At 63.8% G+C, this 24,578-nt stretch carries 22 protein-coding genes and 2 rRNA genes; 10 read left to right on the top strand and 14 right to left on the bottom strand.

Annotated elements, in window-relative coordinates; all coding sequences use genetic code 11:
- Window positions 1-130: 130 nt before the first annotated feature.
- The 4 genes from LDO22_RS18800 to LDO22_RS18785 all read right to left on the bottom strand — a co-directional run bounded on the left by LDO22_RS18800 (window position 131) and on the right by LDO22_RS18785 (window position 8,005).
- A 23S ribosomal RNA gene (locus LDO22_RS18800) occupies window positions 131-3,260 on the bottom strand.
- A gap of 503 nt (window positions 3,261-3,763) precedes the next feature.
- Window positions 3,764-5,285: ribosomal RNA gene (locus tag LDO22_RS18795) — 16S ribosomal RNA — on the bottom strand.
- Together the 16S and 23S rRNA genes form the textbook arrangement of a ribosomal RNA operon.
- Window positions 5,286-5,940: 655 nt before the next feature.
- Window positions 5,941-6,681 (bottom strand): excalibur calcium-binding domain-containing protein, encoded by a 741-nt coding sequence (locus LDO22_RS18790; RefSeq protein WP_224025234.1) that lies wholly within the window; start codon window positions 6,679-6,681, stop codon window positions 5,941-5,943.
- A gap of 67 nt (window positions 6,682-6,748) precedes the next feature.
- Window positions 6,749-8,005, bottom strand: coding sequence for a DUF1524 domain-containing protein (locus LDO22_RS18785; protein ID WP_224025233.1), 1,257 nt, complete (start codon window positions 8,003-8,005; stop codon window positions 6,749-6,751).
- 391 nt (window positions 8,006-8,396) lie between these two features.
- Here LDO22_RS18785 and LDO22_RS18780 point away from each other — a divergent pair, with 391 nt between their 5' ends.
- Window positions 8,397-8,789, top strand: coding sequence for a VOC family protein (locus LDO22_RS18780; protein ID WP_224025232.1), 393 nt, complete (start codon window positions 8,397-8,399; stop codon window positions 8,787-8,789).
- 61 nt (window positions 8,790-8,850) lie between these two features.
- Here the strand turns inward: LDO22_RS18780 and LDO22_RS18775 are convergent, their stop codons facing one another.
- Both LDO22_RS18775 and LDO22_RS18770 read right to left on the bottom strand, forming a co-directional pair.
- Window positions 8,851-9,456 carry a heme-binding protein gene (locus LDO22_RS18775; protein ID WP_224025231.1) on the bottom strand — a complete coding sequence of 202 codons (606 nt, stop codon included), beginning with the start codon at window positions 9,454-9,456 and terminating at the stop codon, window positions 8,851-8,853.
- A 74-nt stretch (window positions 9,457-9,530) separates the two neighbouring features.
- Entirely contained in the window at window positions 9,531-10,037 is a 507-nt protein-coding gene (locus LDO22_RS18770; protein WP_224025230.1) for a DUF3592 domain-containing protein, read from the bottom strand.
- Between the two features lie 132 nt (window positions 10,038-10,169).
- Here LDO22_RS18770 and LDO22_RS18765 point away from each other — a divergent pair, with 132 nt between their 5' ends.
- Window positions 10,170-10,631: a MarR family transcriptional regulator gene (locus LDO22_RS18765; RefSeq protein WP_159632756.1), complete on the top strand. Its 462-nt coding sequence runs from the start codon at window positions 10,170-10,172 to the stop codon at window positions 10,629-10,631.
- Complete coding sequence (locus LDO22_RS18760) at window positions 10,628-11,884, top strand: MFS transporter (protein ID WP_224025229.1); 1,257 nt, start codon at window positions 10,628-10,630, stop codon at window positions 11,882-11,884. The genes LDO22_RS18765 and LDO22_RS18760 overlap by 4 nt, the downstream gene beginning before the upstream one ends.
- Before the next feature lie 24 nt (window positions 11,885-11,908).
- Here the strand turns inward: LDO22_RS18760 and LDO22_RS18755 are convergent, their stop codons facing one another.
- The 8 genes from LDO22_RS18755 to LDO22_RS18720 form a co-directional block, all read right to left on the bottom strand.
- A complete protein-coding gene (locus LDO22_RS18755) occupies window positions 11,909-12,265 on the bottom strand; it encodes a cupin domain-containing protein (RefSeq protein ID WP_224025228.1) in 357 nt (118 codons plus the stop codon).
- Between the two features lie 132 nt (window positions 12,266-12,397).
- A complete protein-coding gene (locus tag LDO22_RS18750) occupies window positions 12,398-12,784 on the bottom strand; it encodes a VOC family protein (RefSeq protein WP_159632758.1) in 387 nt (128 codons plus the stop codon).
- A 237-nt stretch (window positions 12,785-13,021) separates the two neighbouring features.
- A complete protein-coding gene (locus LDO22_RS18745; protein WP_159632759.1) occupies window positions 13,022-13,345 on the bottom strand; it encodes a hypothetical protein in 324 nt (107 codons plus the stop codon).
- Between the two features lie 115 nt (window positions 13,346-13,460).
- Entirely contained in the window at window positions 13,461-13,805 is a 345-nt protein-coding gene (locus tag LDO22_RS18740) for a DUF1801 domain-containing protein (RefSeq protein WP_224025227.1), read from the bottom strand.
- An 8-nt stretch (window positions 13,806-13,813) separates the two neighbouring features.
- Complete coding sequence (locus tag LDO22_RS18735; protein WP_224025226.1) at window positions 13,814-14,281, bottom strand: SRPBCC family protein; 468 nt, start codon at window positions 14,279-14,281, stop codon at window positions 13,814-13,816.
- A 31-nt stretch (window positions 14,282-14,312) separates the two neighbouring features.
- Window positions 14,313-15,230 carry a 2-hydroxyacid dehydrogenase gene (locus LDO22_RS18730; RefSeq protein WP_224025225.1) on the bottom strand — a complete coding sequence of 306 codons (918 nt, stop codon included), beginning with the start codon at window positions 15,228-15,230 and terminating at the stop codon, window positions 14,313-14,315.
- Window positions 15,227-16,009, bottom strand: coding sequence for a DeoR/GlpR family DNA-binding transcription regulator (locus tag LDO22_RS18725; RefSeq protein ID WP_224025224.1), 783 nt, complete (start codon window positions 16,007-16,009; stop codon window positions 15,227-15,229). Before LDO22_RS18725 ends, LDO22_RS18730 begins: the two co-directional genes overlap by 4 nt.
- Before the next feature lie 69 nt (window positions 16,010-16,078).
- The gene (locus LDO22_RS18720) at window positions 16,079-17,221 is read right to left on the bottom strand and encodes a Gfo/Idh/MocA family oxidoreductase (RefSeq protein WP_224025223.1); all 1,143 of its coding nucleotides are present in this window, start codon (window positions 17,219-17,221) and stop codon (window positions 16,079-16,081) included.
- Between the two features lie 139 nt (window positions 17,222-17,360).
- Here LDO22_RS18720 and LDO22_RS18715 point away from each other — a divergent pair, with 139 nt between their 5' ends.
- The 7 genes from LDO22_RS18715 to LDO22_RS18685 all read left to right on the top strand — a co-directional run bounded on the left by LDO22_RS18715 (window position 17,361) and on the right by LDO22_RS18685 (window position 24,575).
- The gene (locus LDO22_RS18715; protein WP_224025222.1) at window positions 17,361-18,275 is read left to right on the top strand and encodes a PfkB family carbohydrate kinase; all 915 of its coding nucleotides are present in this window, start codon (window positions 17,361-17,363) and stop codon (window positions 18,273-18,275) included.
- Between the two features lie 12 nt (window positions 18,276-18,287).
- A complete protein-coding gene (locus LDO22_RS18710; RefSeq protein WP_224025221.1) occupies window positions 18,288-19,172 on the top strand; it encodes an aldolase in 885 nt (294 codons plus the stop codon).
- 119 nt (window positions 19,173-19,291) lie between these two features.
- On the top strand, window positions 19,292-20,554 hold the full coding sequence (locus LDO22_RS18705) for an extracellular solute-binding protein (protein ID WP_224025220.1): 1,263 nt from the start codon (window positions 19,292-19,294) through the stop codon (window positions 20,552-20,554).
- Entirely contained in the window at window positions 20,551-21,507 is a 957-nt protein-coding gene (locus LDO22_RS18700) for a sugar ABC transporter permease (protein ID WP_224025218.1), read from the top strand. The genes LDO22_RS18705 and LDO22_RS18700 overlap by 4 nt, the downstream gene beginning before the upstream one ends.
- 4 nt (window positions 21,508-21,511) lie before the next feature.
- On the top strand, window positions 21,512-22,327 hold the full coding sequence (locus tag LDO22_RS18695; protein WP_224025216.1) for a carbohydrate ABC transporter permease: 816 nt from the start codon (window positions 21,512-21,514) through the stop codon (window positions 22,325-22,327).
- Window positions 22,328-22,391: 64 nt separating this feature from the next.
- Window positions 22,392-23,831: an NAD-dependent succinate-semialdehyde dehydrogenase gene (locus LDO22_RS18690; RefSeq protein ID WP_224025214.1), complete on the top strand. Its 1,440-nt coding sequence runs from the start codon at window positions 22,392-22,394 to the stop codon at window positions 23,829-23,831.
- Window positions 23,832-24,575, top strand: coding sequence for a sulfite exporter TauE/SafE family protein (locus LDO22_RS18685; protein WP_224025212.1), 744 nt, complete (start codon window positions 23,832-23,834; stop codon window positions 24,573-24,575).
- Window positions 24,576-24,578 lie beyond the last annotated feature (3 nt).

Raw genomic sequence — 24,578 nt, 5'->3', positions numbered from 1 at the left:
GAAGTCTTGTGGTTACAACATCCCTGCCCGTGGGCAGGGGGTGGTGTTGTATTCAATTGTTAGGTTCCGCCAACAGGGTTGTTGGTTGGGAACCACATAGTGGACGCAAGCAGAATGTGTATGTTTCTGTGTGGTGTAAGTTATTGGCCTATTAGTACCGGTCAGCTTCACGAGTCGTTAGTCCTCGCTTCCACATCCGGCCTATCAACCCAGTGGTCTGGCTGGGGGCCTCTCACACATAAATGTGTATGGAAATCTCATCTTGAAGCGAGCTTCCCGCTTAGATGCTTTCAGCGGTTATCCCATCCGAACGTAGCTAATCAGCGGTGCACTTGGCAGTACAACTGACACACCAGAGGTTCGTCCGTCCCGGTCCTCTCGTACTAAGGACAGCCCTTCTCAAATTTCCTGCGCGCGCAGCGGATAGGGACCGAACTGTCTCACGACGTTCTAAACCCAGCTCGCGTACCGCTTTAATGGGCGAACAGCCCAACCCTTGGGACCTACTCCAGCCCCAGGATGCGACGAGCCGACATCGAGGTGCCAAACCATGCCGTCGATATGGACTCTTGGGCAAGATCAGCCTGTTATCCCCGAGGTACCTTTTATCCGTTGAGCGACGGCCATTCCACAATGTACCGCCGGATCACTAGTCCCGACTTTCGTCCCTGCTCGAGATGTCTCTCTCACAGTCAAGCTCCCTTGTGCACTTACACTCGACACCTGATTGCCAACCAGGCTGAGGGAACCTTTGGGCGCCTCCGTTACTTTTTAGGAGGCAACCGCCCCAGTTAAACTACCCATCAGGCACTGTCCCTGACCCGGATTACGGGCCGAAGTTAGATGTCCAAAGTGACCAGAGTGGTATTTCAACGATGACTCCACCCGAACTGGCGTCCGGGCTTCAACGTCTCCCACCTATCCTACACAAGCCACTCCGAACACCAATACCAAACTATAGTAAAGGTCTCGGGGTCTTTCCGTCCTGCTGCGCGTAACGAGCATCTTTACTCGTACTGCAATTTCGCCGAGTTTATGGTTGAGACAGCGGGGAAGTCGTTACTCCATTCGTGCAGGTCGGAACTTACCCGACAAGGAATTTCGCTACCTTAGGATGGTTATAGTTACCACCGCCGTTTACTGGGGCTTAAATTCTCAGCTTCGCCGTGAGGCTAACCGGTCCTCTTAACCTTCCAGCACCGGGCAGGAGTCAGTCCGTATACATCGTCTTGCGACTTCGCACGGACCTGTGTTTTTAGTAAACAGTCGCTTCCCCCTGGTCTCTGCGGCCCCGATCCCCTCCCGGACGCGAAGTCCGTTCAAGGTTGGGGCCCCCCTTCTCCCGAAGTTACGGGGGCATTTTGCCGAGTTCCTTAACCATAATTCTCTCGATCGCCTTAGTATTCTCTACCTGATCACCTGTGTCGGTTTGGGGTACGGGCGGCTAAAACCTCGCGTCGATGCTTTTCTCGGCAGCATAGGATCACCAAATCCCCCCAAACGGGGGTCCCATCAGATCTCAGGCTATATGAGTGGCGGATTTGCCTACCACTCGCCCTACATCCTTAGACCGGGACAACCATCGCCCGGCTCGGCTACCTTCCTGCGTCACACCTGTTAATACGCTTGCCTCCCAGGATCAGGTCCCGCGCTCCACCAAAACCCTTCACCCACAAGGGGTGTCAGGCAGGTCTCGGGCGGTTAGTATCCCCTGTTCAACATGGACGGTTTTTCGCCGGTACGGGAATATCAACCCGTTGTCCATCGACTACGCCTGTCGGCCTCGCCTTAGGTCCCGACTTACCCAGGGCAGATTAGCTTGACCCTGGAACCCTTGATCATTCGGCGGACGGGTTTCTCACCCGTCTTTCGCTACTCATGCCTGCATTCTCACTCGTGTAGGCTCCACCGCTGGTTTACACCGCGACTTCACTGCCCACACGACGCTCCCCTACCCATCCAGACGCCTGAACCACAAGGGCTTAGCTAAATATCTGAATGCCACAACTTCGGCGGTGTACTTGAGCCCCGCTACATTGTCGGCGCGGAATCACTTGACCAGTGAGCTATTACGCACTCTTTTAAGGGTGGCTGCTTCTAAGCCAACCTCCTGGTTGTCTGGGCAACTCCACATCCTTTCCCACTTAGCACACGCTTAGGGGCCTTAGTTGGTGGTCTGGGCTGTTTCCCTCTCGACTATGAAGCTTATCCCCCACAGTCTCACTGCTGCGCTCTCACTTACCGGCATTCGGAGTTTGGCTGACGTCAGTAACCTTGTAGGGCCCATTAGCCATCCAGTAGCTCTACCTCCAGCAAGAAACACGCAACGCTGCACCTAAATGCATTTCGGGGAGAACCAGCTATCACGAAGTTTGATTGGCCTTTCACCCCTACCCACAGCTCATCCCCTCCATTTTCAACTGAAGTGGGTTCGGTCCTCCACGACGTCTTACCGTCGCTTCAACCTGGCCATGGGTAGATCACTTCGCTTCGGGTCTAGATCACGCCACTCACACGCCCTATTCAGACTCGCTTTCGCTACGGCTGCCCCACACGGGTTAACCTCGCGACGTAACACTAACTCGCAGGCTCATTCTTCAAAAGGCACGCCGTCACCAGAATCAGACTGGCTCCGACGGATTGTAAGCACACGGTTTCAGGTACTGTTTCACTCCCCTCCCGGGGTACTTTTCACCTTTCCCTCACGGTACTGGTCCGCTATCGGTCATTAGGGAGTATTTAGGCTTATCAGGTGGTCCTGACAGATTCGCACGGGATTTCTCGGGCCCCGTACTACTTGGGATACTCTCACAGGCGGTACAAACACATTACGGTTACGGGACTAACACCCTCTCTGGCCGGCCTTTCAAAACCGTTCACCTATGCGCGCACATCACACCCCACCAGCCCGGCAGAACTGGTATGGAAAGTCCCACAACCCCGACCATGCAACGCCCGCCGGCTATCACACATGGAACGGTTTAGCCTGATCCGCGTTCGCTCGCCACTACTAACGGAATCACTATTGTTTTCTCTTCCTGCGGGTACTGAGATGTTTCACTTCCCCGCGTTCCCCCCACGCACCCTATGTGTTCAGGTACGGGTCACCAAGTCACTCGCGCGCTTGGCGGGGTTTCCCCATTCGGACACCCTGGGATCACAGTCCGGTTATCGACTCCCCCAGGCTTATCGCAGATTCCTACGTCCTTCTTCGGCTCCTAATGCCAAGGCATCCACCGTGTGCTCTTAAAAACTTGACCACAAAGATCAAAAACATTTTCGAGAGAACCACGAAAACTGTCCCGCGCACCCAAAGGCACACGAACCAGATCCAGGTTCATTTATCTTGGAAATTGCTTCTTATACAAGATGCTCGCGTCCACTATGTAGTTCTCAAACAACAACCCCACACCACACACCCCACACACACGTGCGTGGACCGTCATGGCAGGGAAACCAGAAACAAACAAACCCACCAGAACACCACCCACACCCCGAAAGGCGAAGACAGCGAACCCGTGGTCCTGTTGCCTCAGGACCCAACAGTGTGCCAAACACGAAAACCACCACATCACCACGCCCACCGTTCCAGAACCACCAGGGTTCGTACTAGGAAAAGACACGACAACACAACGGCCGCTATTTGTTGATATTCCACCCATGAGCACCCGCCGCAGGACAATCGCCTGCGCAACGGGCTTGCTTCCTGACAACCCCCACACCCGGACATACATCCAGGCCGGTTGTTGTAGGTGCTCCTTAGAAAGGAGGTGATCCAGCCGCACCTTCCGGTACGGCTACCTTGTTACGACTTAGTCCCAATCGCCAGTCCCACCTTCGACAGCTCCCTCCCACAAGGGGTTAGGCCACCGGCTTCGGGTGTTACCAACTTTCGTGACTTGACGGGCGGTGTGTACAAGGCCCGGGAACGTATTCACCGCAGCGTTGCTGATCTGCGATTACTAGCGACTCCGACTTCATGGGGTCGAGTTGCAGACCCCAATCCGAACTGAGACCGGCTTTTTGGGATTAGCTCCACCTCACAGTATCGCAACCCTTTGTACCGGCCATTGTAGCATGCGTGAAGCCCAAGACATAAGGGGCATGATGATTTGACGTCGTCCCCACCTTCCTCCGAGTTGACCCCGGCAGTCTCCTATGAGTCCCCACCATCACGTGCTGGCAACATAGAACGAGGGTTGCGCTCGTTGCGGGACTTAACCCAACATCTCACGACACGAGCTGACGACAACCATGCACCACCTGTAAACCGACCACAAGTGGGGGACCTGTTTCCAGGTCTTTCCGGTTCATGTCAAGCCTTGGTAAGGTTCTTCGCGTTGCATCGAATTAATCCGCATGCTCCGCCGCTTGTGCGGGCCCCCGTCAATTCCTTTGAGTTTTAGCCTTGCGGCCGTACTCCCCAGGCGGGGCACTTAATGCGTTAGCTACGGCGCGGAAAACGTGGAATGTCCCCCACACCTAGTGCCCAACGTTTACGGCATGGACTACCAGGGTATCTAATCCTGTTCGCTCCCCATGCTTTCGCTCCTCAGCGTCAGTTAATGCCCAGAGACCTGCCTTCGCCATCGGTGTTCCTCCTGATATCTGCGCATTTCACCGCTACACCAGGAATTCCAGTCTCCCCTACATCACTCTAGTCTGCCCGTACCCACCGCAGATCCGGAGTTGAGCCCCGGACTTTCACGGCAGACGCGACAAACCGCCTACGAGCTCTTTACGCCCAATAATTCCGGATAACGCTTGCGCCCTACGTATTACCGCGGCTGCTGGCACGTAGTTAGCCGGCGCTTCTTCTGCAGGTACCGTCACTTACGCTTCTTCCCTACTGAAAGAGGTTTACAACCCGAAGGCCGTCATCCCTCACGCGGCGTCGCTGCATCAGGCTTGCGCCCATTGTGCAATATTCCCCACTGCTGCCTCCCGTAGGAGTCTGGGCCGTGTCTCAGTCCCAGTGTGGCCGGTCACCCTCTCAGGCCGGCTACCCGTCGTCGCCTTGGTAGGCCATTACCCCACCAACAAGCTGATAGGCCGCGAGTCCATCCAAAACCACAAAAGCTTTCCACCAACCACCATGCGATAGTCGGTCATATCCGGTATTAGACCCAGTTTCCCAGGCTTATCCCAGAGTCAAGGGCAGGTTACTCACGTGTTACTCACCCGTTCGCCACTAATCCACCCACAAGTGGGCATCATCGTTCGACTTGCATGTGTTAAGCACGCCGCCAGCGTTCATCCTGAGCCAGGATCAAACTCTCCGTTGAAAACAAACAGACACAACCAAAACCACCGGAAATAACGGTCATAATGGCTGCACAAAATTTGAAACCAGCTAAAAACACCAAACCACACCACAGGGGCGGCACGATTCGGCAAATTCAACCAATTACATACATAATCGGTATCAACAAACTTGGCACACTATTGAGTTCTCAAACAACAGACACACCCGGCACCACCCAAACCAACGTTCAGGATCGCTCCGGAGCAACTTTTCAAAGTTACCCGATCCCCACCTCCGAAGCAAATCCATCTTTCAGGATTCACATCGAATTGAAGACCGCCCCACACCGATTTCCAGCGCCCTAAAGAGCAACCAGATTCTGGCCTTGATTTGGGGTTTTGGCCACCCGGTGAACAGTTCTTCACTGTCTCCCCCGCGGCGACTTAGAAAACAATACACGCACACAACCCCCACCGCAAACCGGGCGGAAGGAGTTGGAAAATCCGCGGAATTCCGGGGCAGGACGGGTATTCCGGGCACCCAAGCAGCCTGCTGGGGCCGCAATTGCGCTGTGTGTGCTGCCGCACACCGCGCCGCCGCGGCCATTACTGTCGCCGAACCCACTAACCGAACGAGCTGTGGACGCCTCCCAAACGGGAAGCGTCCACAGCTCGTCTGGGTACTACCAGCGCCGCCTATCGCTCGCAGGCAACACCGTCGCCGTCGCGGTCAAGAGAGGAACTGTATCCTGGCTGACCCCTGTACAGCGGGGCGGCACCGGCATTCTTGGCGGCGGTGCAGTTGGCGTAGTAGGCGGCTGCAGGTGCTTGGGCCGGTGCCTGGACTGGTGCCTGGACAAATTTCTGCGCTGCTTGCTGCTCCGCGGCTGCCTTGGCAGCCGCGTCCCGCGCGGCCTGGTCTGCTGCAGCTTTAGCAGCAGCAGCTTGGTCGGCGGCAGCCTTGTCAGCCGCGGCTTTTTCAGCAGCTGCTTTCGCGGCTGCAGCCTGTTCGGCGGCAGCCTTGTCAGCCACGGCCTTCTCGGCAGCTGCCTTCTCCGCAGCAATTTTGTCGAGCGACTTCACGCCGAGGCGAACGGTGGAACCCTTGGCCGCTGTGGCGCCGCTGGCAGGATCCTGCGTCATCACCTGCCAGTTCTTCTCCAACATGATGCTCTTGCCGTCCACGATGTCCTTGGCCTCAACCTTGAAGCCGAGACCTTTGAGCTGGTCCGTGGCCTTGTCCAGGGTCAGGCCCACCACGCCTGGAACGGAGACAGATGCCTCAGCGGTGGCGGTGGACGTGGCGGCGGATGCCGGTTCGACGGATGCCTGCTTGCCTCCGCAGCCGGTCAGCAACAGGCCGGCCAGGACGGCCAGCGCCAACGATTTCTTCAGCCGTCCGGTGACCGGGTGGCCGGCGTACAGGTTGTTGTTCATGATTCCCCCTAGGAATGCGATGTGGTGGTGATGCGGTTGGGCCGAGGCCCGAGGAAAAACCCGGCTGCTACTCGCAGGCGACGCCGTCGGAGTCGCGGTCCAACGCAGGGCGGTAGCCGGCCTGCCCCGCGTAAAGCGGCGCGGCGCCTGCAGCCCTCGCCGCCGCGCAGTTGGCGTAGTAGGCAGCAGCGGGTGCCGGCGCTGCAGGAACTGGGGCCACGGGCGCTGGTGCAGCCGGGACCACAGGCGCAGGCGCCACTGCAGCAGGTGCGGGTGCCGGCGCAGGTGCGGGCGCAACCGCAGCAGGTGCCGGGGCAGGCGCAACAGGAGCCGGCGCCTGCTGGTTGGTCGGTGCCAGCTGCCCGGCGCAGTCGCCCAGGATCCGGGCAATTGCATCGTGCTCCGCCTGGGTGACCCACAGCCCGTAGGTCGCCTTCACGGAAACCTGCCGCGCAACGTACTCACAGCGGAAGCCCTTGTTCGGCGGCAACCAGGTGGCCGCGTCGCCGTCGCCCTTTTGCTGGTTGGTGGGCCCGTCCGTGGCCTGCAGGTTCAGCGGGTCGTTGGCAAAAGCCGTCCGCTGCTCCGCTGTCAGCTGCTGCGCGCCCTTCTGCCAGGCGTCGCTCAAGGCCACCACGTGGTCGATCTGGACGGCGCTGCTGGTCGCGGAACCCCGCACAAAGCTGATGGTCTTACCCGTGTAAGGATCGGCCAGCGTTCCCGACTGCACCTTGCACGGCACACTGTTCGTGTACGAAATGCCGGTGAGGTCGCGTTTGAGGATGTCATTGCGGGTATCGCAGCCATTCCGGTCCACATCCGCCCACGCCTGGCCGAACTGCGCCCGGTCGTATCCGGTCTTCGGCGCGCGGCCCTTGATGGGGAGGTCAGCCAGCAGATCCAGCGCCTTGGTGGCGTAGGCAGGCTGCGCGTTGGGCGCGGTTGCTGTGACGCCGGCGGCAAGAGCGTATGGGTTCTCCGGGTCCAGTGGTTCGCCCGTGGCGTCGGCAGTGGGACTTGGCGTGGACGACGGCGACGCCTTGGCTGTCGCCGTCGGGCTCGCTGTCGCTTGGGTGGCCTTGGCGGTGCTCTCCGATGAGGCGGCCTGCAGGTCAGCGCCGGCAACCCGTGGCATTGCGACGGCACCGCCGACGAAGAGCGCCAAAGACGCTGCCATCGCGACGGCCCCGGCTTTCCGTTGTGCGGGCAGCCATGCCCAGGAGCGGCGTCCCGTGATGAGGACGTAGAGGCCGGTGAGGGCCAGCGAGATGGCCAGGACAACCAGGGCCCCCGCCAACCCGCTGTCCACTGCTGCCAAAAGCATGAACAGCGCGGTAATCGCCCCAACAATATACGTTGAATAGCGTGGTTTCCGCGCCGGCTTCGGTGCCGGAGCGGACGGAACAAACCCCATAAGGGTTTCGTAGTCGGACATTCTTTCCCCATTTACAGGAGGCCCGGAAAACGGCGCCCCCGCATTTGCCGGGCCTGCTGCTTAGCCCGGTAAACTCATCGTCGATGAGCCTATGCCGCATGGAGTAGGGCATAAGGGGCATTTCAGGATCCTCAGTGAACATTCAGGCAGTCTTGATGCGAACTTGAGGAAAGGCCGTCGTAATACGGTGTCGCTGCTTAACAATTTACGAATGACAAGACCGCCGGCGGCCTTTCAGCCGCCATTCCCTTGGAACAAACCCGAAGATAGAGTGGCCTGCATGCAGATGCGCCTTGAGGTTGTACAGGTCCCGGTTTCAGACGTCGACAAATCAAAAGCCTTTTACATGGAAAAACTGGGATTCATCCTGGACCACGATGTGGAGCACATCCCGGGCATTCGCGTGGTCCAACTGACTCCCCCGGGTTCTGCCACATCGGTGGTGATCGGCACCGGCATGACCACCATGACGCCGGGCAGCCTGGAGGGCCTCCAACTGGTTGTTCCTGATCTCACCGAAGTCCGCAGCGAGCTGGTCCGGCGCGGCGCGGATATCAGCGAGATCCAGGACCTTGGCGGCGTCCTGTTCGCCTACTTCAGCGATCCCGACGGCAACCGCTGGGTCATGCAGGGCCAGACGCAGGAGCACGTCCGGGACGCACACAGAAGCTAGGAAGACCGGGCGCCGGCCACAAGACCACCACCGCGGAGCGGGCGTCAGCAGCGGTACCCCGTTACGACGACGGCGCCGCTGCCTCCCCGGGCTGGAGTTCCAGCACGTCCTGGACCACCTCGTTGTGGCGCAGGAACCAGGGTTTGAACGGCGGGTCAAAGCGGGCGAACCTGGGCGCGCCCACCGGAGTCAGGCCGGCCAGGGTGAGGGCTGCCTGCAATCCGTTGTTGCGCCGCTCAAAGGCCGATGCCGAACCGCTGCCGGAGAAGCCCAGCACGGCGGCCAAAGAACCGCGCACCGCCCGCACCCTGACCTTGGGATCGTCTGGCACCGGAGCAGTGTCCGCGGTCACGCCGGCGGGCAGGACAAAGGCGACCGAAAATTCGGCGGCCTGCCCGGCGCCGGGCAGCGAACCGCTTTGGAGTACGGGCGTTGTCATGGCGAGCTTCTGCGGTCCCGCTTCCTGGATCACCGGGGCGGTCATGGCAAGTTTCTGCCGGGCAGTGTTGCTGCCGCTGATGTAGTTGAAGAGATACCGGAAGGCCGCGTTGCCGGCGCGGTCAAAATCCGCGTTCACGGTTATTTCGGCCACCACGTAATCCGGATACCGGCGCAGCTCGAAGTGCGGATAGCGCCGGACCACCTCATAGGGCTGCTGTTCAGTCATGGTGCGCACAGCCTACGCCGGTCCGGCAGCAGCGGACAGACCCGGTACAGGCACCGGACCGCCACAAGGCCCAGCTACACCACCTGCTGCGTTCGGCGCGCCCGGAATTTAGCCCGCAGGACAGCGCTGCCGACCAGGACGGCGAACAGGAGCCCGATGAGACCGAAGATGACCGTCAGGACCACGCCGGCACCGCGCAGCCACACCCCGTCGCTCTCGTAGCCGGGCACAATCGCCCGGCCCGGATTATTTTCGGCATAGGTGACGGTGACGCTGTTGCCCACCACGGGATGCTGGTCGTGGTCCACGGCCGCGAACGTCTTGCGGGGCACCCCATCCGCGGCCGTGTAGTCGACCCTGATCCTGCGCTCCGAAGCCTTGGTGACGTCGTCGAAGTGGACGATTGTTCCGGTGGTCTGCGCCCCGGTCCGTGCAAGCTCTTGATCAGAGTTGATCATGAAGCTGCCCACGCCGATCATCACCGGCCCCAAGCAAAGGACCAGGACGGTCACGGCCAGGTTCAGTTTCCCCTTCCACGACAGCCACGGCTTACGGTTTCCGTCAGTTCTGCGCCCAGTCACGGCTCCCATTGTGCCGGAGCTGTCACCAAAACCACATCCGCATCCATTGCCTCCGGCAACCAGCCGGAGCATAATAGTTAGCAGAACTAATTAGCATTGCTAATAAACACCGCAGGAGGCGCATCCACCTACATGTCCCCCACCCAGACGCAGAACCAGGCAACCGCAGACCCCACCGCCCCGGATACCCTCGCCATCGATCTCCGCACCGCCGTGATGCGCACCTCGCGCCGGCTCCGCGTTGAGGCAACAGGCGAAATCATCACCCCCGGCCAGTACACGGTACTGGCACTGCTCAACGGCAGCGGTCCCAGCACCCTGCGCGCGCTGGCCGAAAGTGAACACGTCCAGGCACCGTCCATGACCAGGATCGTCAATGCCCTCGCCGACCAGGGCTTCGTTACCCGGTCGGCCAATCCCGACGATGGCCGGCAGGTCCGCGTGGAGATCACCGGTGCCGGCAGGAAGGTCCTGGCAGAGGCCCGAAGCCAGCGCACCGCGTGGCTGGCCCAGCGCGTGGCCGGACTCAGCGAGGAAGACCGGCTCACCCTCAGCCGCGCGGCCCGCATCATGCAGGAAATGAGCGGCAAATGAGCGCGATGTTCCGGGCCCTGGAGAACCCCAACTACCGCATCTGGGCCAGCGGCGCGATCGTCTCCAACATCGGCACCTGGATGCAGCGCGTGGCCCAGGACTGGCTGGTCCTGACCGTCCTCACCGACCACTCAGGTGCCGCCGTCGGCCTCACCACGGGCCTGCAGTTCCTGCCCATGCTGCTGTTCGGGCCCTACGGCGGGGTACTGGCGGACCGCTACCGCAAGCGCATCATCCTCATGTGGACGCAGCTGGCCATGGGCTTCACGGCCCTCGCCATCGGCCTCCTGGTGGTCACCGGCACCGCCCAGCTGTGGCACGCCTACGTTGCCGCCTTCTGCCTGGGCGTGGCCAGCGCCGTGGATGCACCCGCACGCCAGGCCTTTGTTTCCGAACTGGTGGGCCAGGACAACATCTCCAACGCAGTGGCGCTTAACTCGGCGTCCTTCAACACCGCCCGGCTCACCGGTCCTGCGATCGCCGGCGTGCTCATCGCCTGGGTGGGTACCGGCCCGGTGTTCCTCCTGAACGCCGCGAGCTTCGCCGCCGTCCTGGTCTCGCTGTTCCGGATCCGCACCACGCAGCCTGCCCCCGTTGCCAAGGGAGACCGGAACAAACACCAGGTGGCCGAGGGCATCCGTTACGTGCGGCGCCGTCCGGACCTGATGCTGATCATGGTCCTGGTGGGCATCCTCGGCGCGTTCGGCATGAACTTCCCGGTGATCAACTCGCTGATGGCCACCACGGAATTCAGCATGGGCCCCAGCGAATTCGGGCTCCTCGGCTCCATCATGGCGGTGGGCACGCTGGCCGGCGCCCTCCTGGCGGCGCGCCGTTCCGGACCGCGGCTGCGGTTTCTGCTGGGCGGGGCACTGGGACTGGGGGTCTTCACCATACTGGGCAGCATCGCGCCGAACTTTTGGGTGTACGCGGCCATCCTGATTCCCGTGGGCCTGGCGTCCATCACTTTCCTTAACAGCTGCAACACCAGCATCCAGCTCTCCGTGGAGCCACAGTTCCGGGGCCGCGTACTGGCCCTCTACCTGGCCATCCTCCAGGGCGGCACCGCCATCGGTTCGCCGCTGGTGGGTTGGATCGGCAGCGAGTTCGGCGCCCGCTGGTCCGTCGCGGTAGGCGGCATCGTGGTGCTGCTCGCTGGCATCGCCGCCGTCATCGCGGTCACCAGGCGCAACCGGCTCACCCTTCGCGGCGCACTCCGGATGGCCCTCGGCAGGCGCGAGCCCGCAGTCTGAGCCCACTGCTGCGGTGGCGAGGCTTCACTGTTGCGGGGCGGCCACGATGTCCACCGAGATTTCGACGACCGGCACCGTTCCCTTGTTCTCGAGCCAATGGGTGGTGTGGCGGTCCTCCTGCCAGCCCACCCCCGGCCCGTACTCGGTGACCCGGCCGTCCCGGTGCTCCGTGATGGTCCCCTGCAGGACATAAACCGTCCCGGGCCGGCCCACGTGGTCATGGAGGGGCCCGAAGACTCCGCCAGGTTCGATGGTCACCATCCGCATGCGGAGTTGGCGCCCTTCCATGCCCTCGATCTCCCCGGCAAGATCCACCGTGGCCAGAAGCTCCATGGAGACGCCCTTCGTCTCCGGCACCGCCTCTTCCGCACCCAATGCCATCCCTTCCTTCCGTACCGCTGACGACGGCGGCGCCGGCCTGCCGCTGCCACGCGCCCGGGTGCGGGTGCTTTAGGCGGCAAGTGCCGGCGTCGACCGTTTTATTGCTGAACCTCCTGCTGCAAGCCTTGGCCGTCAGGACGGAATGGAGGAGATGTTCAGGATGTTGCCCTCGCTGTCCAGGAACCACGCTGCCTGGCCGTACCCCTCCATCGTTGCGATGCCGTTCTCGGTCTTCAGCCCTGGCATGTCGTAATCCTCGAAAACGACGCCGCGGGCCCGGAGTTCGTCCACGTCCCGCTGAACGTCGTCCGTGGCCCAGCCAATTTGCGTGTTCTTGGCCGAACCGGCGTTGTCCGTCTGGTAGATCAGGAACGAGGTTCCCTTTCCGCACCGGTAGACAAGGCCGCCGTCCGCCATTGTCCGCTCGGGCTCAAACCCCAGCTTGTCCCGATAAAAATCCCGCGCCCGGTCGATGTCCTTGGCCGGCAGCACAGCCATGACTTCCATATCTTTGAGCATGACGAATCTCCTTGTGCTCTGATGGCGTTGCTCTCCCCCTGAAATGGTCCGGCCGTCCCCCGCCGGGCGTCGTGGCCGTCCTTCCCGCCGATTGCCGGGGCGGCCGCCTGGAACCCCTGGGTCCGCCGCGGCGCAGAACAGCAGCGGGAGGTTCCCGAAGTCTACGAGGCCATTATGGGACCGAACATCCCACGACGGAATAGGGGATTTAAACGGCCCGGAAACGGCCTCCCCCTGCTACTTACGTGCCACCCAGATTGCTTTACGCAGGGCAGCGCCGGCTACGGATACGAGGGGCACCAGGCATACCAGCGCGGCGATGGTGTTGGGGCGGAAGGCCGGACGCCCATTAACCGTCCGGTAAATTCCCAGGGGCACAACGAACCCGCCGCCGCCCCCGCCGGAGGCGCCATCCTCCGCTTCGGTGCCACCACCGAAACCGAAGGACACCAGCGCCACGGGCACGATCTCCTCCCCGCCCAGGTTGACGGGGGTGCCGTAGGCGCGGGTCACGCCCATGTTCTTGAAGGATTCCGCAAGGGACGCAAGAGTGTCAGCCATGGCCTCACGTTAGTGGCCAGGCGTGGCTGCAGGTAGGACCATAAGTCCTGAGGAGCCTCCTGGTCCACCGGGAGGCAGGGGCCCCCTGCCGTGCCGGCCGGCGTCGTCTGCTTCTTTACTTCCGGATCTCGGCCATCCGCAGCCGAACAATGTCTTCCAGCACGTCGTCGGGCACGGGGTGGTCCGCGGTGAAGCGGATGGTCCCCTTGGACAGCGAGTACCCTTCCAGGCGCCCGGCCACCGCTTCCACCACCGCGCCGGAAAAGGGAAAGATCGACAGGTGTTTTGCCGCCGGGACGGCTGCCAAGAGCGGTTTGCCGTCGAGTTTCAGGGCCGGCATGCCGTAGCTCATCCCCTCCGTGGCCCCGGGAGCCAGAGCGCGTGCAGTCTCCACCACATGCAGCAGGCAACTGCGGTCGGGTTCATCCAGCGCAGCCAGCGCCTCGTCCACGGCGCCCAACGGGAACCTCAGCTCTTCCTGGCCGCAACCGTGGAGGCCAGTGCGGCGAGGCCTCGCTCGAAGTCGGCGCCCACCATCTTGTCCATGTCCATGAACAGTGCGAACACCCTGCCCAGGCCCTTGTTCTCGCCCGTCATCCGCCAGGTCACCTCGGTACCGGTGTCCACCGGGGTGAAGCTGAACGTGGTGGGGTTCAGTGCCTTGAACGGCTTGGTGAACTGCAGCCGGATCCGGATCAGGCTGGCGGGTATGGATTCTGTGAGTTCCATGGTGCCGCTGCCGGCCCTGCGGTTGCCGCTCCACTCATACCCCGCGCCGGGGCCGGCTTCGTTGCCGAAGTAACGGCGGCTCATGCCCGGGTCAATCGTTTCCCAGGGGGACCAGGCGGTCCACTCATGGAAGTTGTTCACCAGCGGGAAGATCTCTTCTGCGGAAGCGGGGATGACAGCGCTGCGGCGGACTTCAAAAGTGGACATGGGCCCAGCATAGGGGCCGGAGCCGCTGGCGTTAAGGGAGGACCACGTTCACGGGGTCCTTGCCCTCGAGCAGGAGGCCGATCTGCTTCCTGAGCAGCCGGACCATCCGGGGGAACATGGCCGAGCTGGCGCCGCCGACGTGCGGGGTGATGAGCACGCCCGGTGTGGTCCACAGCGGGTGGTCCGCCGGCAGCGGTTCCGGATCGGTCACGTCCAGGGCGGCCCGGAGCCGGCCGCTCGACGTCTCGGCGAGGAGGGCGTCGGTGTCCGCCACAGGGCCGCGGGCCACATTGACCAAGAGGGCTCCGTCCGGCATGGCCGCGAGGAACTTGGCGTCCACCAGCTGCTGGGTCTGCTCACCGAGCGGAACACTGACCACCACGATCTCGTGCAGCGGCAGCTGCTCGTAGAGCGAATCGATTCCGTGGATGGTCCCGCGCTCGTCCTCACGGGCGCGGCTGGCCATCCGGGTGACGTCGGTTTCGAACGGCAGGAGCCGGGCCTCGATGGCCTTGCCCACTCCCCCGTATCCCACCAGCAGCACCCGCCGGTCGGCCAGGCTGGGCCGCTGGCTGTTGTCCCACGCTCCGGTTTCCTGGTTCCGGACAAAGTCCGGAATGCCCCGCTGGGAGGCCACCATCATGCCCACGGCGAGCTCCGCCGTCGACGTCTCATGGACGCCGGCCGCGTTCGCGAAGGTGATTCCGGCGGGCAGAACTGCCGCGACGCCGTCGTACCCGATGGACTGGCTCTGCACCATGCCCACGTCTACGCCCTCCAAAGCGGCGAGCGCCGACGGTTTGCCCATGTAGCCGGGCACCAACAGGTCCAGCCGGCCCTCCGGCGCGGGTCCGTCCAGGTCCCACAGGACAAACTCGACGCCGTCAATGGGCGCGAGTGCGTCCAGCAGGTTTTGGGCGGGCAGGCAGACGCGCAGCAGGGCCGTCACGCGGCGACCATCAGCTTCACGTTGGCGGCGCCCAGGGCATCCTCGATTACCCGCGGCGGCGGGGCGTCCGTCACCAGGATGTCCACCGCATCGAAGGCCGCAAGCCGCGCCAGAGCGTACCGCAGCATCTTTTGATGGGTGGCGACCACCACCACCTGTTCCGCTGAATTCATAAGGGCGATCTTAGTGGCGCGTTCCACGTCCCGCTCAATATAGAACGCCTCGTCATGGATGCCGGTCACGCCGATGAAGGCTGTCTTGGCGCGCAGGCCGGCCGCAGCCGTGACCGTCATGGGGCCGTTGAACGCCTGGCTGTCCAGCAGCAGCTCCCCGCCAAGGCAGATGGTTCGCGCCGCCGTGAGCTGGAGGCAGCGCTGGATGGCGGGCGCGGAATGCGTGATGATGGTGCCCGTGAAGGATGTGGGCAGCTCCTGCGCGATCTGGTAAGTGGTGGTGCCGGCATCCAGGATGATGGCGTCCCGCTCGCCGATCAACGAGATGCAGGCGCGCGCCACCCGGAGTTTGGCATCGGCATCCTCCCTCACCCGGGCGGCGAAGTCCGCGTTCTGGCCATGCCCGTCCACTGCGCTGACGCCGCCGTGCACCACCCGGGCCAGTCCGCGCTTGGACAGGACCCGGGTGTCACGCCGCACGGTCATGTCGGAGACCGCGAACGTCTCCGCCAGGTCGTTCGTGGAAATGAAGCCCCTCCGGCCCAGCTCGTCCAGGATGGTGCGCTGGCGGGGCGTCAGCGGCGCCTCTTCATGTGCGGTGCTCATAGCTGCTCTTCCCTCCCCAATATGCCGGGCAGGAGCCTGGCGGGATGTTGGACTTCCAACAAAATTCTTCTATGAACGTACCCCGGAAACGGCATTGGCAAGCTCCACGGGGCGTCCTTCCGTAATAGAGCGTTCCGCCGCGAGGCCCATCCGGACGGACTGCAGTCCGTCGGCAACTGTCACTTCGACGGGACCTTCGCCCAGGATGGCCTTCCGGTACCCCAGGTGCTCGTAGTACGTGGACCCGTGATGGGCACCGGCCGCGAGGACAGCCTCGTCCACCGGGACCTCATGCTTTTCGGGGCCCAGCGGGGACCGCGGGCTGAACTCCACGGTGGCTTCGGCCTCATCCCCGGGGATCCAGTGGTTGGCTGCTACCGGGATCAGGGTCTCAATCTTTGCGGCATCACCCACGATGGAGATCCGTTCCTGGAACTTGGATCCCTCGGCGAACATGGACAGTTCCAGCATGGCCCGGCGGCCGCCCTTGAAATCGACAATCACGTAGGCGTTGTCCACCATGTCGGACACCCGGCCGTCGTAGACCTCGTCCATGTGGTTCACATCGTGGCCGCCGCTGGCGTACACCCGGACGGGTTCGTCCTGCAGGATCAGCCGCATCAGGTCGAAGAAGTGGCAGCACTTCTCCACCAGGGTGCCGCCGGTCCGCTCGGCGAAGCGGTTCCATGCGTCCACCTTGTGCAGGAACGGGAAGCGGTGCTCCACGATGGAGAGCATGTGGATGTTGCCCAGCTTTCCGCCGTGCGCCGCCTGGATGATCTCCTGCACCGGCGGCATGTAGCGGTACTCCATGGCCACCCACACGGGTGCGGGGTAGTTGGCGGCGAGGGCTTCCAGTTCGTCCGCCTGCTCCGCGCTGGTGCACACAGGCTTTTCCACGAGCACGGGCAGGTTGGTGCCGCTGGCGAAGATGTCCTTCAGGATGCCCAGGTGCGTGTCGTTGGGGCTGGCGATGACAAGGGCGTCCACCAGGCCTGAGGCCAGGAGTTCCTGGTGGGTGGCGAACGTGTGCACCTCATGGCCGATCTCCGCGACCGTCTTTTCCAGGGACGACGGTGTGGGGTCCGAAACTGCGGTGATGAGGCTGCCCGGAATCAGTGCAAGGTTCCTGACGTGTTCGCGGGCCATGTGGCCGGCTCCGATGAGGCCGTACCGGATGGTCCGGGGTGATTCCGCAGTAGGCAATGACATGAGCTGCTCCGTTTCTCTACGTTGAGGGGGCGGGACCGCGGCGTTGCATCCCAAACACAACTATACAGAAAGTGTTGTTTTTCCAACATAGCGTGTGTATATTTCTTCAATACCAGCCGGAACTACAACGAGGTGGAACGTGCCCCAACCGTCAACTGGAACCCTGCTTTTCGTAGGCTGTGCCACCCTTGACTCCATCGCCCTGGTGGAGGATTTCCCGGCCGCGGACAGCCGCACCGTCGCCGTGGATTTTGCGACGGCGGGCGGCGGCCCCGCAGCTACGGCGGCCGTCGCGGCGGCCCGGGCAGGCGCCAGCACCGCCTTCGCCGGCGTCCTCGGCACCGATGAAGAAGGAGACCGCATCATCGCCGGGCTCCAGGGGGAAGGCGTTGACACGTCCGCCGTCATCCGCGATCCGGGCGTCAAAACCGGAGCCAGCGTGATCGTGGTCAGCAAGGCCACCGAAAGCCGGGCCATCGTCACCCGGCCGGTCCCTCCCGTCAGCTTTCCCGCCGGCAGCCGCTTCGCCGAACTGCTGCAGTCGGCCGCCTGGGTCCATGTGGACCACCTGGGCTGGAACGCCGTCGCCTCTGTGCCCGGCTTCAACCCCGCGAACCTGAACATCAGCGTCGACGCCGGCAATCCGATCCCCGCCTTCAACCCCCGCGGCGTCGCGCTCTACGTGCCCACCATCGAAAGGCTCCAGGCGGAGTACGGCGCGGGCCTCTCCCCCGAGGCCCTCCTGGGCAAGGCGCTCGACGACGGCGCCACCGCCGTCGTCGCCACCGCCGGCTCCGAGGGCGCCTGGGTGGCGGAACGCGGCGGCGAACCCGTCCATGTCCCGGCCACCCCCGCCACCATCGTCTCAACCCTCGGCGCCGGCGACGTGTACCACGGAGCCCTCCTTGCCGCCGTCGCCGCCGGCCTTCCGCTGGTGGACGCGGCCGTGTTCGCCGGCCGCACCGCCGCCGCCTCGTGTGGCGGACTGGACGGCCGCTCCGCCATCCCGCACCAGACCATCAACCCAGTCCCAGTCTCCAACCTGACCAGCTGAAAGAAGCAGCCCATGAGCCACACCGACCTTTCCCCCCTGCAGCGCCCTTCCGGCGCCTTCGCGATGCTTGCCGTTGACCAGCGCGAAGCCATGCGCAACATGTTCGCCGAACACACCGACCAGCCGGTCACCGACGATGACCTGCGCGCCTTCAAGCTTGAGGCCGCCCGCATCCTCACCCCCTACGCCTCCGGAATCCTCATCGACCGCCAGTTCGCGCTTGACCAGGCCATCGAAGCCGGTGTGGTGGACCCCGGCTGCGGACTCATCGCCTCCGCAGACCACTTCGAATCCGCCCACGGCGAGCTGGTGGGCGAGGTGACCATCGACCGCCTGGTGGACCCGCACAAATACAAGGCCCTGGGCGTCAAGGCCCTCAAACTGCTGGTGCTCTACCGCCCGGACGAGCCCGCAGAGGGCCGGGTGGCCATGGTCCGCGAATTCGTGGACAGCTGCAGGTCCGCCGGGCTGATCAGCATCATCGAACCCGTCTCCCGCAAGCCCCTGGCCGGAGGCGACTTCGACTGGAACGCGGGCATCCTGGCCGCAGCCAAGGAACTGGGCAGCCTGGGCGCGGACCTGTACAAGGCCGAGGTCCCCTTCAAGGGCCAGGCGTCAGAGGAAGAGGTCCGCGCCGCCTGCGCAGAACTGACCAAAGCCATCGACGGCCCGTGGGTTGTCCTTTCCAGCGGCGTTCCCGAGGACGTCTTCCCCGACGCCGTCCGGTGGGCCTGCATGGAAGGCGCCAGCGGCTTCCTTTCCGGACGCGCCGTCTGGGCCTCCTGCATCGGCGCCCCCGACGTCGTCGAATCCCTGTCCACCGACGCCGTCCGCAGGCTGCAGCGCCTCTGCACCGTGGTGGACGACGTCGTTTCAGCACAACGGGCCCACGCATAGGCACGGTCCAGGCGTCACAGCGTCCTCCCCGAGGCAACCCGTTTCCGCAGTAAGCACACAAGGCACAGCAAACACTCAACGAGGAGATTATTGTGAGTCAGATTTCACGCAGGCAGGCTATGGCCATTCTCGGAGCCCTGGGCTTCGGCGCCACGGCGGCGGCGTGCGCAGGCCCCGGCGGTTCCACCTCGCCGGCCGGCGCCTCCGGGCCGGCAGCCCCATCCACCGGCGCAGTGACCGGCAAGGTGTCCTTCGCCCACTGGCGCGGCGAGGACAAGGCCGTGTTCGACGAGCTCATCAAGCGTTTCGCCGCCAAGCACGACGGCGTGGAGGTGGCCCAGGACATCTCCACCTCCAACGACTACAACGCCCAAGCCCTGCAGAAGCTGCGCGGCGGCTCGATCGGCGACGCGTTCGCCACCTTCCGCGGAGCCCAGTTCAAGAACTTCAGCGAAGCCGGGATCTACACCGACCTCAAGGACAGCAAAGCCGTGGGGAACTACCAGAAGGGACTGTTGTCCGCAGGCCAGAGCGGCAACAACCAGCTGGGCCTGCCGTACCAGGTGGTGTTCCCCATGCCCATGGCCAACGTGGACCTCTTCGACAAGGCCGGCGCGGAGATCGCCCCCAAGAACTGGGATGCGTTCCTGGCGATGTGTGAAAAGCTCGCCTCCGCCGGGGTCATTCCCATTTCCTGGCCGGGCGGCGATGTGGGAAACGGCGGCCAGCTGTTCAACTGCATGATTGCCAACAACGCCCCGGTGGACGACATGTGCGCCCAAATCGAACAGGGCAAGCTCAAGTGCACCGATGACTGGTTCATCAGGATGCTCAACCAGTACAAGGACCTGAAGCCCTTCGTTCAGCCGAACGCCACGGGCACCGCCGTTGAGCCCGCCCAGAACCTGTTCTCCCAGGGCAAGGCCGCCATGCTCGCCACCGGTTCGTACCACATCGCCGCGGTCCGCGGGCTGGGCGCCAAGTTCCCCATCGACCTGGTGTTCCCCAACACCACCTCCGACGGCAAGGGCAAGTACGAGGGCGCCTACAACGCCACCTTCATCCTGGGCGTCAACTCCGCCAGCAAGAACCAGGCCGCCGCGGCAGCCTGGATCGACTTCCTCTCCGAACCCGAGAACGCCGGCTACTACGCCAACCAGACCGCCCAGCACGTTTCGGTGGACATGGTGGAATACACCAACCCGGACCTCAAACGGCTGAGCCCCTGGCTGCAGAAGAAGACCGCACTCGCCGCCCGCTTCCAGTTCAACAACCTTGATGTCCGCAACGCGGTGGAGGCAAGCGCCACGGCCGTCATCTCCGGCACCAGCCCGGAGCAGGCAGCCGCTGCCGCCCAGAAGATTGTTGATGAACGGCTATGAGCATCCATCCCGGAACCGCTGCCAAGCGCAAGGCGCCGGAGAACCAAGCCGCCGCCAGCGCCGCCAAGGTGCGCCGCCGCTCCCCCACCCGGGTGAATCCGGCACTGTACCTCTTCCCGCTGCCCGCCGTCGCCGTCGTCGCCTTCTTCCTGGTGATGCCCACCCTGCAGGCCTTCCAGTACGCCATCACCGACTGGAACGGCTTCTCGGCGGCGTTCAACTACGTGGGCCTGGACAACTTCGTCCGCGCGTTCACCAAGGACTCGCTGTTCACCAACGCCCTGACCAACAACCTGAAGTTCGTGCTGCTGGTGGTGATTGCGCAGACAATCTTCTCGCTGATCCTCGCCCTGCTCCTGACGAAGAATTCCCGCGGCAGCATCCTGCTCCGTGCGCTGTTCTTCTTCCCCACCATCCTGTCCTCGGTGTCCGTGGCCTTCATCTGGAAGTTCATCTACGACCCCAACTTCGGCCTGGCGAACTCGGTCCTTCGCACGGTGGGAGTGGACGGGGGCGCCTACCTCGGGAATGATGCCCAGGCCCTGTACTGGGTGGCCATCACCCAGGTGTGGTTCCACTCAGGCCAGATGATGGTGGTCTACATTGCCGGGCTGCAGGCCATCCCCCGGGAACTCTACGAAGCGGCAGAGATGGACGGCGCCAACAAATGGCAGCAGTTCAAATCCATCACCTGGCCCTTCGTGGCCCCGGCCACGTCCATCGTGGTGGCCTACACCACCGTGCAGTCCTTCAAGGCGTTCGACCTGATCCTGGGCATCGCCGGGAACCCGCCCAAGGCCGCCCTGGACATCCTGTCCACCCGTATCTACAGCACCTTTGCCAACTCGGAGTTCGGCTACGCCGCTGCCCAGTCGATCATCTTCATGGCGATGATCGCCCTGGTCACATGGCTCCAGCGCCGCCTGCTCCGGCTGACCCCGAAGGGGGACTAGCAGCATGCTCGCATCAGTAAGCCGCCGCGCCATCCTGGCCATCTATGCGGTCATCATCATCGTTCCGCTGACCGTGGTGGCCTTCGGCAGTTTCAAATCCACGCAGGAACTGTTCGCCGGGCCGTTCAGCCTGCCGCACTCCCTCTCCCCCGACAACTTCGCCGAAGTGGTAGGAGGCCAAAACCTGGGCTCGTCCTTCATGAACAGCGTGATCGTCACCGGCATCTCCGTGCCGCTCACCCTCTTCCTGGCCAGCCTGGCCGGATACGCGGTGTCCCGGCTGAAGGGGTTCATGTCCTGGGCCATTTTCGGATTCCTGGTCCTGGGCATGGCCATCCCGGCGCAGGCCAACATGGTCCCGCTCTACGTGCTCTTCGGCCGGCTGGGCCTGCTGGACAACCTGGCCGGACTGATCCTGGCCAATGTGGTGTCCACGCTGCCCATCGCCGTGTTCATCCTGGGCGGGTTCATGCGGACCCTGCCCAAGGAACTCTACGAAGCCTCCTCGATTGATGGCAGCGGTCCGTGGAAGACCTACTCCTCCATTGCCCTGCCGCTGTCAGCACCCTCCATCGCTGCAGCCGCCATCTTCCTGTTCGTCATCCACTGGAACGAACTCCTCTACCCGCTGCTGTTCATCCAGACCCCCGGGAACCGGACGCTGCCGCTGGCACTGCTCAGCTTCCAGGGCGAGTTCCAGACCAACTACCCGCTGCTGTTCGCCGGCGTCATACTGGCGTCCCTGCCCGTGGTGGTGGCCTACGTCTTCCTGCAGCGCTACTTCGTTGCCGGCATCACGGCAGGCGCCAGCAAGGGATGAGTACGACGACGGCGGGCAGCACCAGCGGCGGCAGCCCCCTCCCAGCCAACGAAAGGCACCATTCATGAACCTCAAGTCAGCACGGCACCTGATCAACGGCAGCTGGCACACCGGCGGAACCGCCAAGGACGTGACGGACCCCGGCAACGGCAACACGGTAGGCGAGGTGGCCTGGGGCACCGCACAGGACGCCACGAACGCCGGCGACGCCGCGGCGGAAGCTTTCAGGTCCTGGTCCCGCACCACTGTCCGGCAACGAGCAGACCTGCTGCGCAACGCCGCCGACCTGCTGGCAGAACGCCGGGACGAGCTCGCGCACACCCTGGCGCTCGAGGCCGGCAAGCGGCTCCCCGAAGCGCAGGGGGAAGTGGACTTCTCCGTGGAGTACTTCCGCTGGTTCGCCGAGGAGGCGCGCCGCGCCACCGGCACCGTCAGCCCGCCCGAACTGCAGGGCCGCCGCCACCTCAGCACCCGCAAACCCATCGGCGTGGCCCTCAGCCTGACACCCTGGAATTTCCCGGTCTCCATCCAGGCCCGGAAGCTCGCCGCGATGCTCGCCGCCGGCTGCACCGTGGTGGGCAGGGTGTCGGAGAAGGCCCCGCTGGCCGCCACCGGGCTCTTCGAGGTCCTGCACGACGCGGGGTTCCCCGCCGGTGTGCTGAACCTGGTCCACGGCCCCTCCCGCGAAATCACCGCCGCCCTGATGTCCCACCCCGCAGTCCGGGCCGTCAGCTTCACCGGTTCCACCGGGGTGGGGCGGCAGATCATGGCATCCGCTGCGGAGCGCGTAGTCCGGCCGCTGCTGGAACTGGGCGGCAACGCACCCTTCATCGTCTTTGAGGACGCCGACCTTGACGCCGCCGTCGACGGTGCCGTCCTGGGCCGGCTCCGCAACACCGGCCAGTCCTGCGTGGCCGCCAACCGGTTCCTGGTCCAGGACAGCATCGCGGAGGAATTCGCACGGAAGCTGGGAGCCCGCTTTGATGCCATGAGCATCGGCCACGGAGTTCCCGACGACGGCGGACCGGTCCCGGACCTCGGTCCCGTCATCGACGCCGAAAGGGTGTCCGCGGTGCAGGCACTGGTGGACGACGCTGTGGAGCGCGGCGCCCGGCGAGTGACGCAACGGACTTCCGTCCCCTCACAGGGGTCCTTCCTGGCACCCACGCTGCTCACGGACGTCCCCCACGACGCACTCCTGGTGACCGAGGAAGTCTTTGGCCCGGCGGCCGGCGTCGTGACCTTCTCCTCGGAAGAAGAAGCGGTCCGGAAGGCGAACGCGACGGAGATGGGCCTGGCCGCCTACGTCTGGAGCGGCAGCCCCAGGCGCGGCTGGGACATCCCCGAGCAGCTCGAAGCCGGCATCGTGGGCGTGAACGATCCCCTCCCGTCCGTGGCCTTCGCGCCCATGGGCGGTGCCAAACAGTCCGGCCTGGGCCGGGAAGGATCAAGCCTGGGCCTGGAGGAGTTCGAGGAGGTCCAGTACGTGGCCTGGAGGCCGTAAATGCTGACCACCGGCCTGGTGCTGGGCGCCGTCGTTATGGGTGCCGGGATGCAGCGCGTCACCGGCATGGGCTTTGCGCTGGTGGCTGCCCCCTTCCTGGTCCTGCTCCTGGGGCCGGTGGAGGGAGTGGTGCTGGTGAACGTGTGCGGGGCCGTGACAGCGGGGTCCATCATCTTCCGGGTGGTGAAGGACATCGACTGGAAGCGGTACCTGCTGCTGGCGGCCTCGGCGCTGCTGGGCATTATTCCCGCGGCCGTCCTGATCCGCCTCATTCCGGCACCCGTGCTGGAGATCTCCATCGGGGTGATCCTCGCCGTAGGCCTGACGGTCCTGCTGGTCCTGAAATCCGCCACTTTGCCGGAACGGCGCCGGTACCTCTTCACCGCCGGTGGCCTCAGCGGCTTCATGAACACAGCAGCCGGGGTGGGCGGCCCTGCCGTCAGCATGTACTCGATCGCCACCCGGTGGCAGCACAAATCCTTTGCGGCCACCATGCAGCCGTACTTCTTCACCATCGGCACGTTCTCGCTGATCTCCAAGGCGATCACTGCGCCCGCGTCGTTCCCTGTGCTGCCGGCGGCCATGTGGCTCGCCGTCGCCGCCGCCTGCCTGGCAGGGCTGGTACTTGGCGACCTGGCCGCAAAACACGTCCCGGCCCGCGCCGCACAGATCCTCCTGATCATCCTGGCCTACCTTGGAGCGGCCGCCACCATCATCCGCGGCGTATCCGACGCCGTGGGCTGACCC

Source organism: Arthrobacter sp. NicSoilC5, assembly GCF_019977395.1.
Lineage (GTDB): Bacteria > Actinomycetota > Actinomycetes > Actinomycetales > Micrococcaceae > Arthrobacter.
This window is presented reverse-complemented; position numbering and strand designations above follow the sequence as displayed.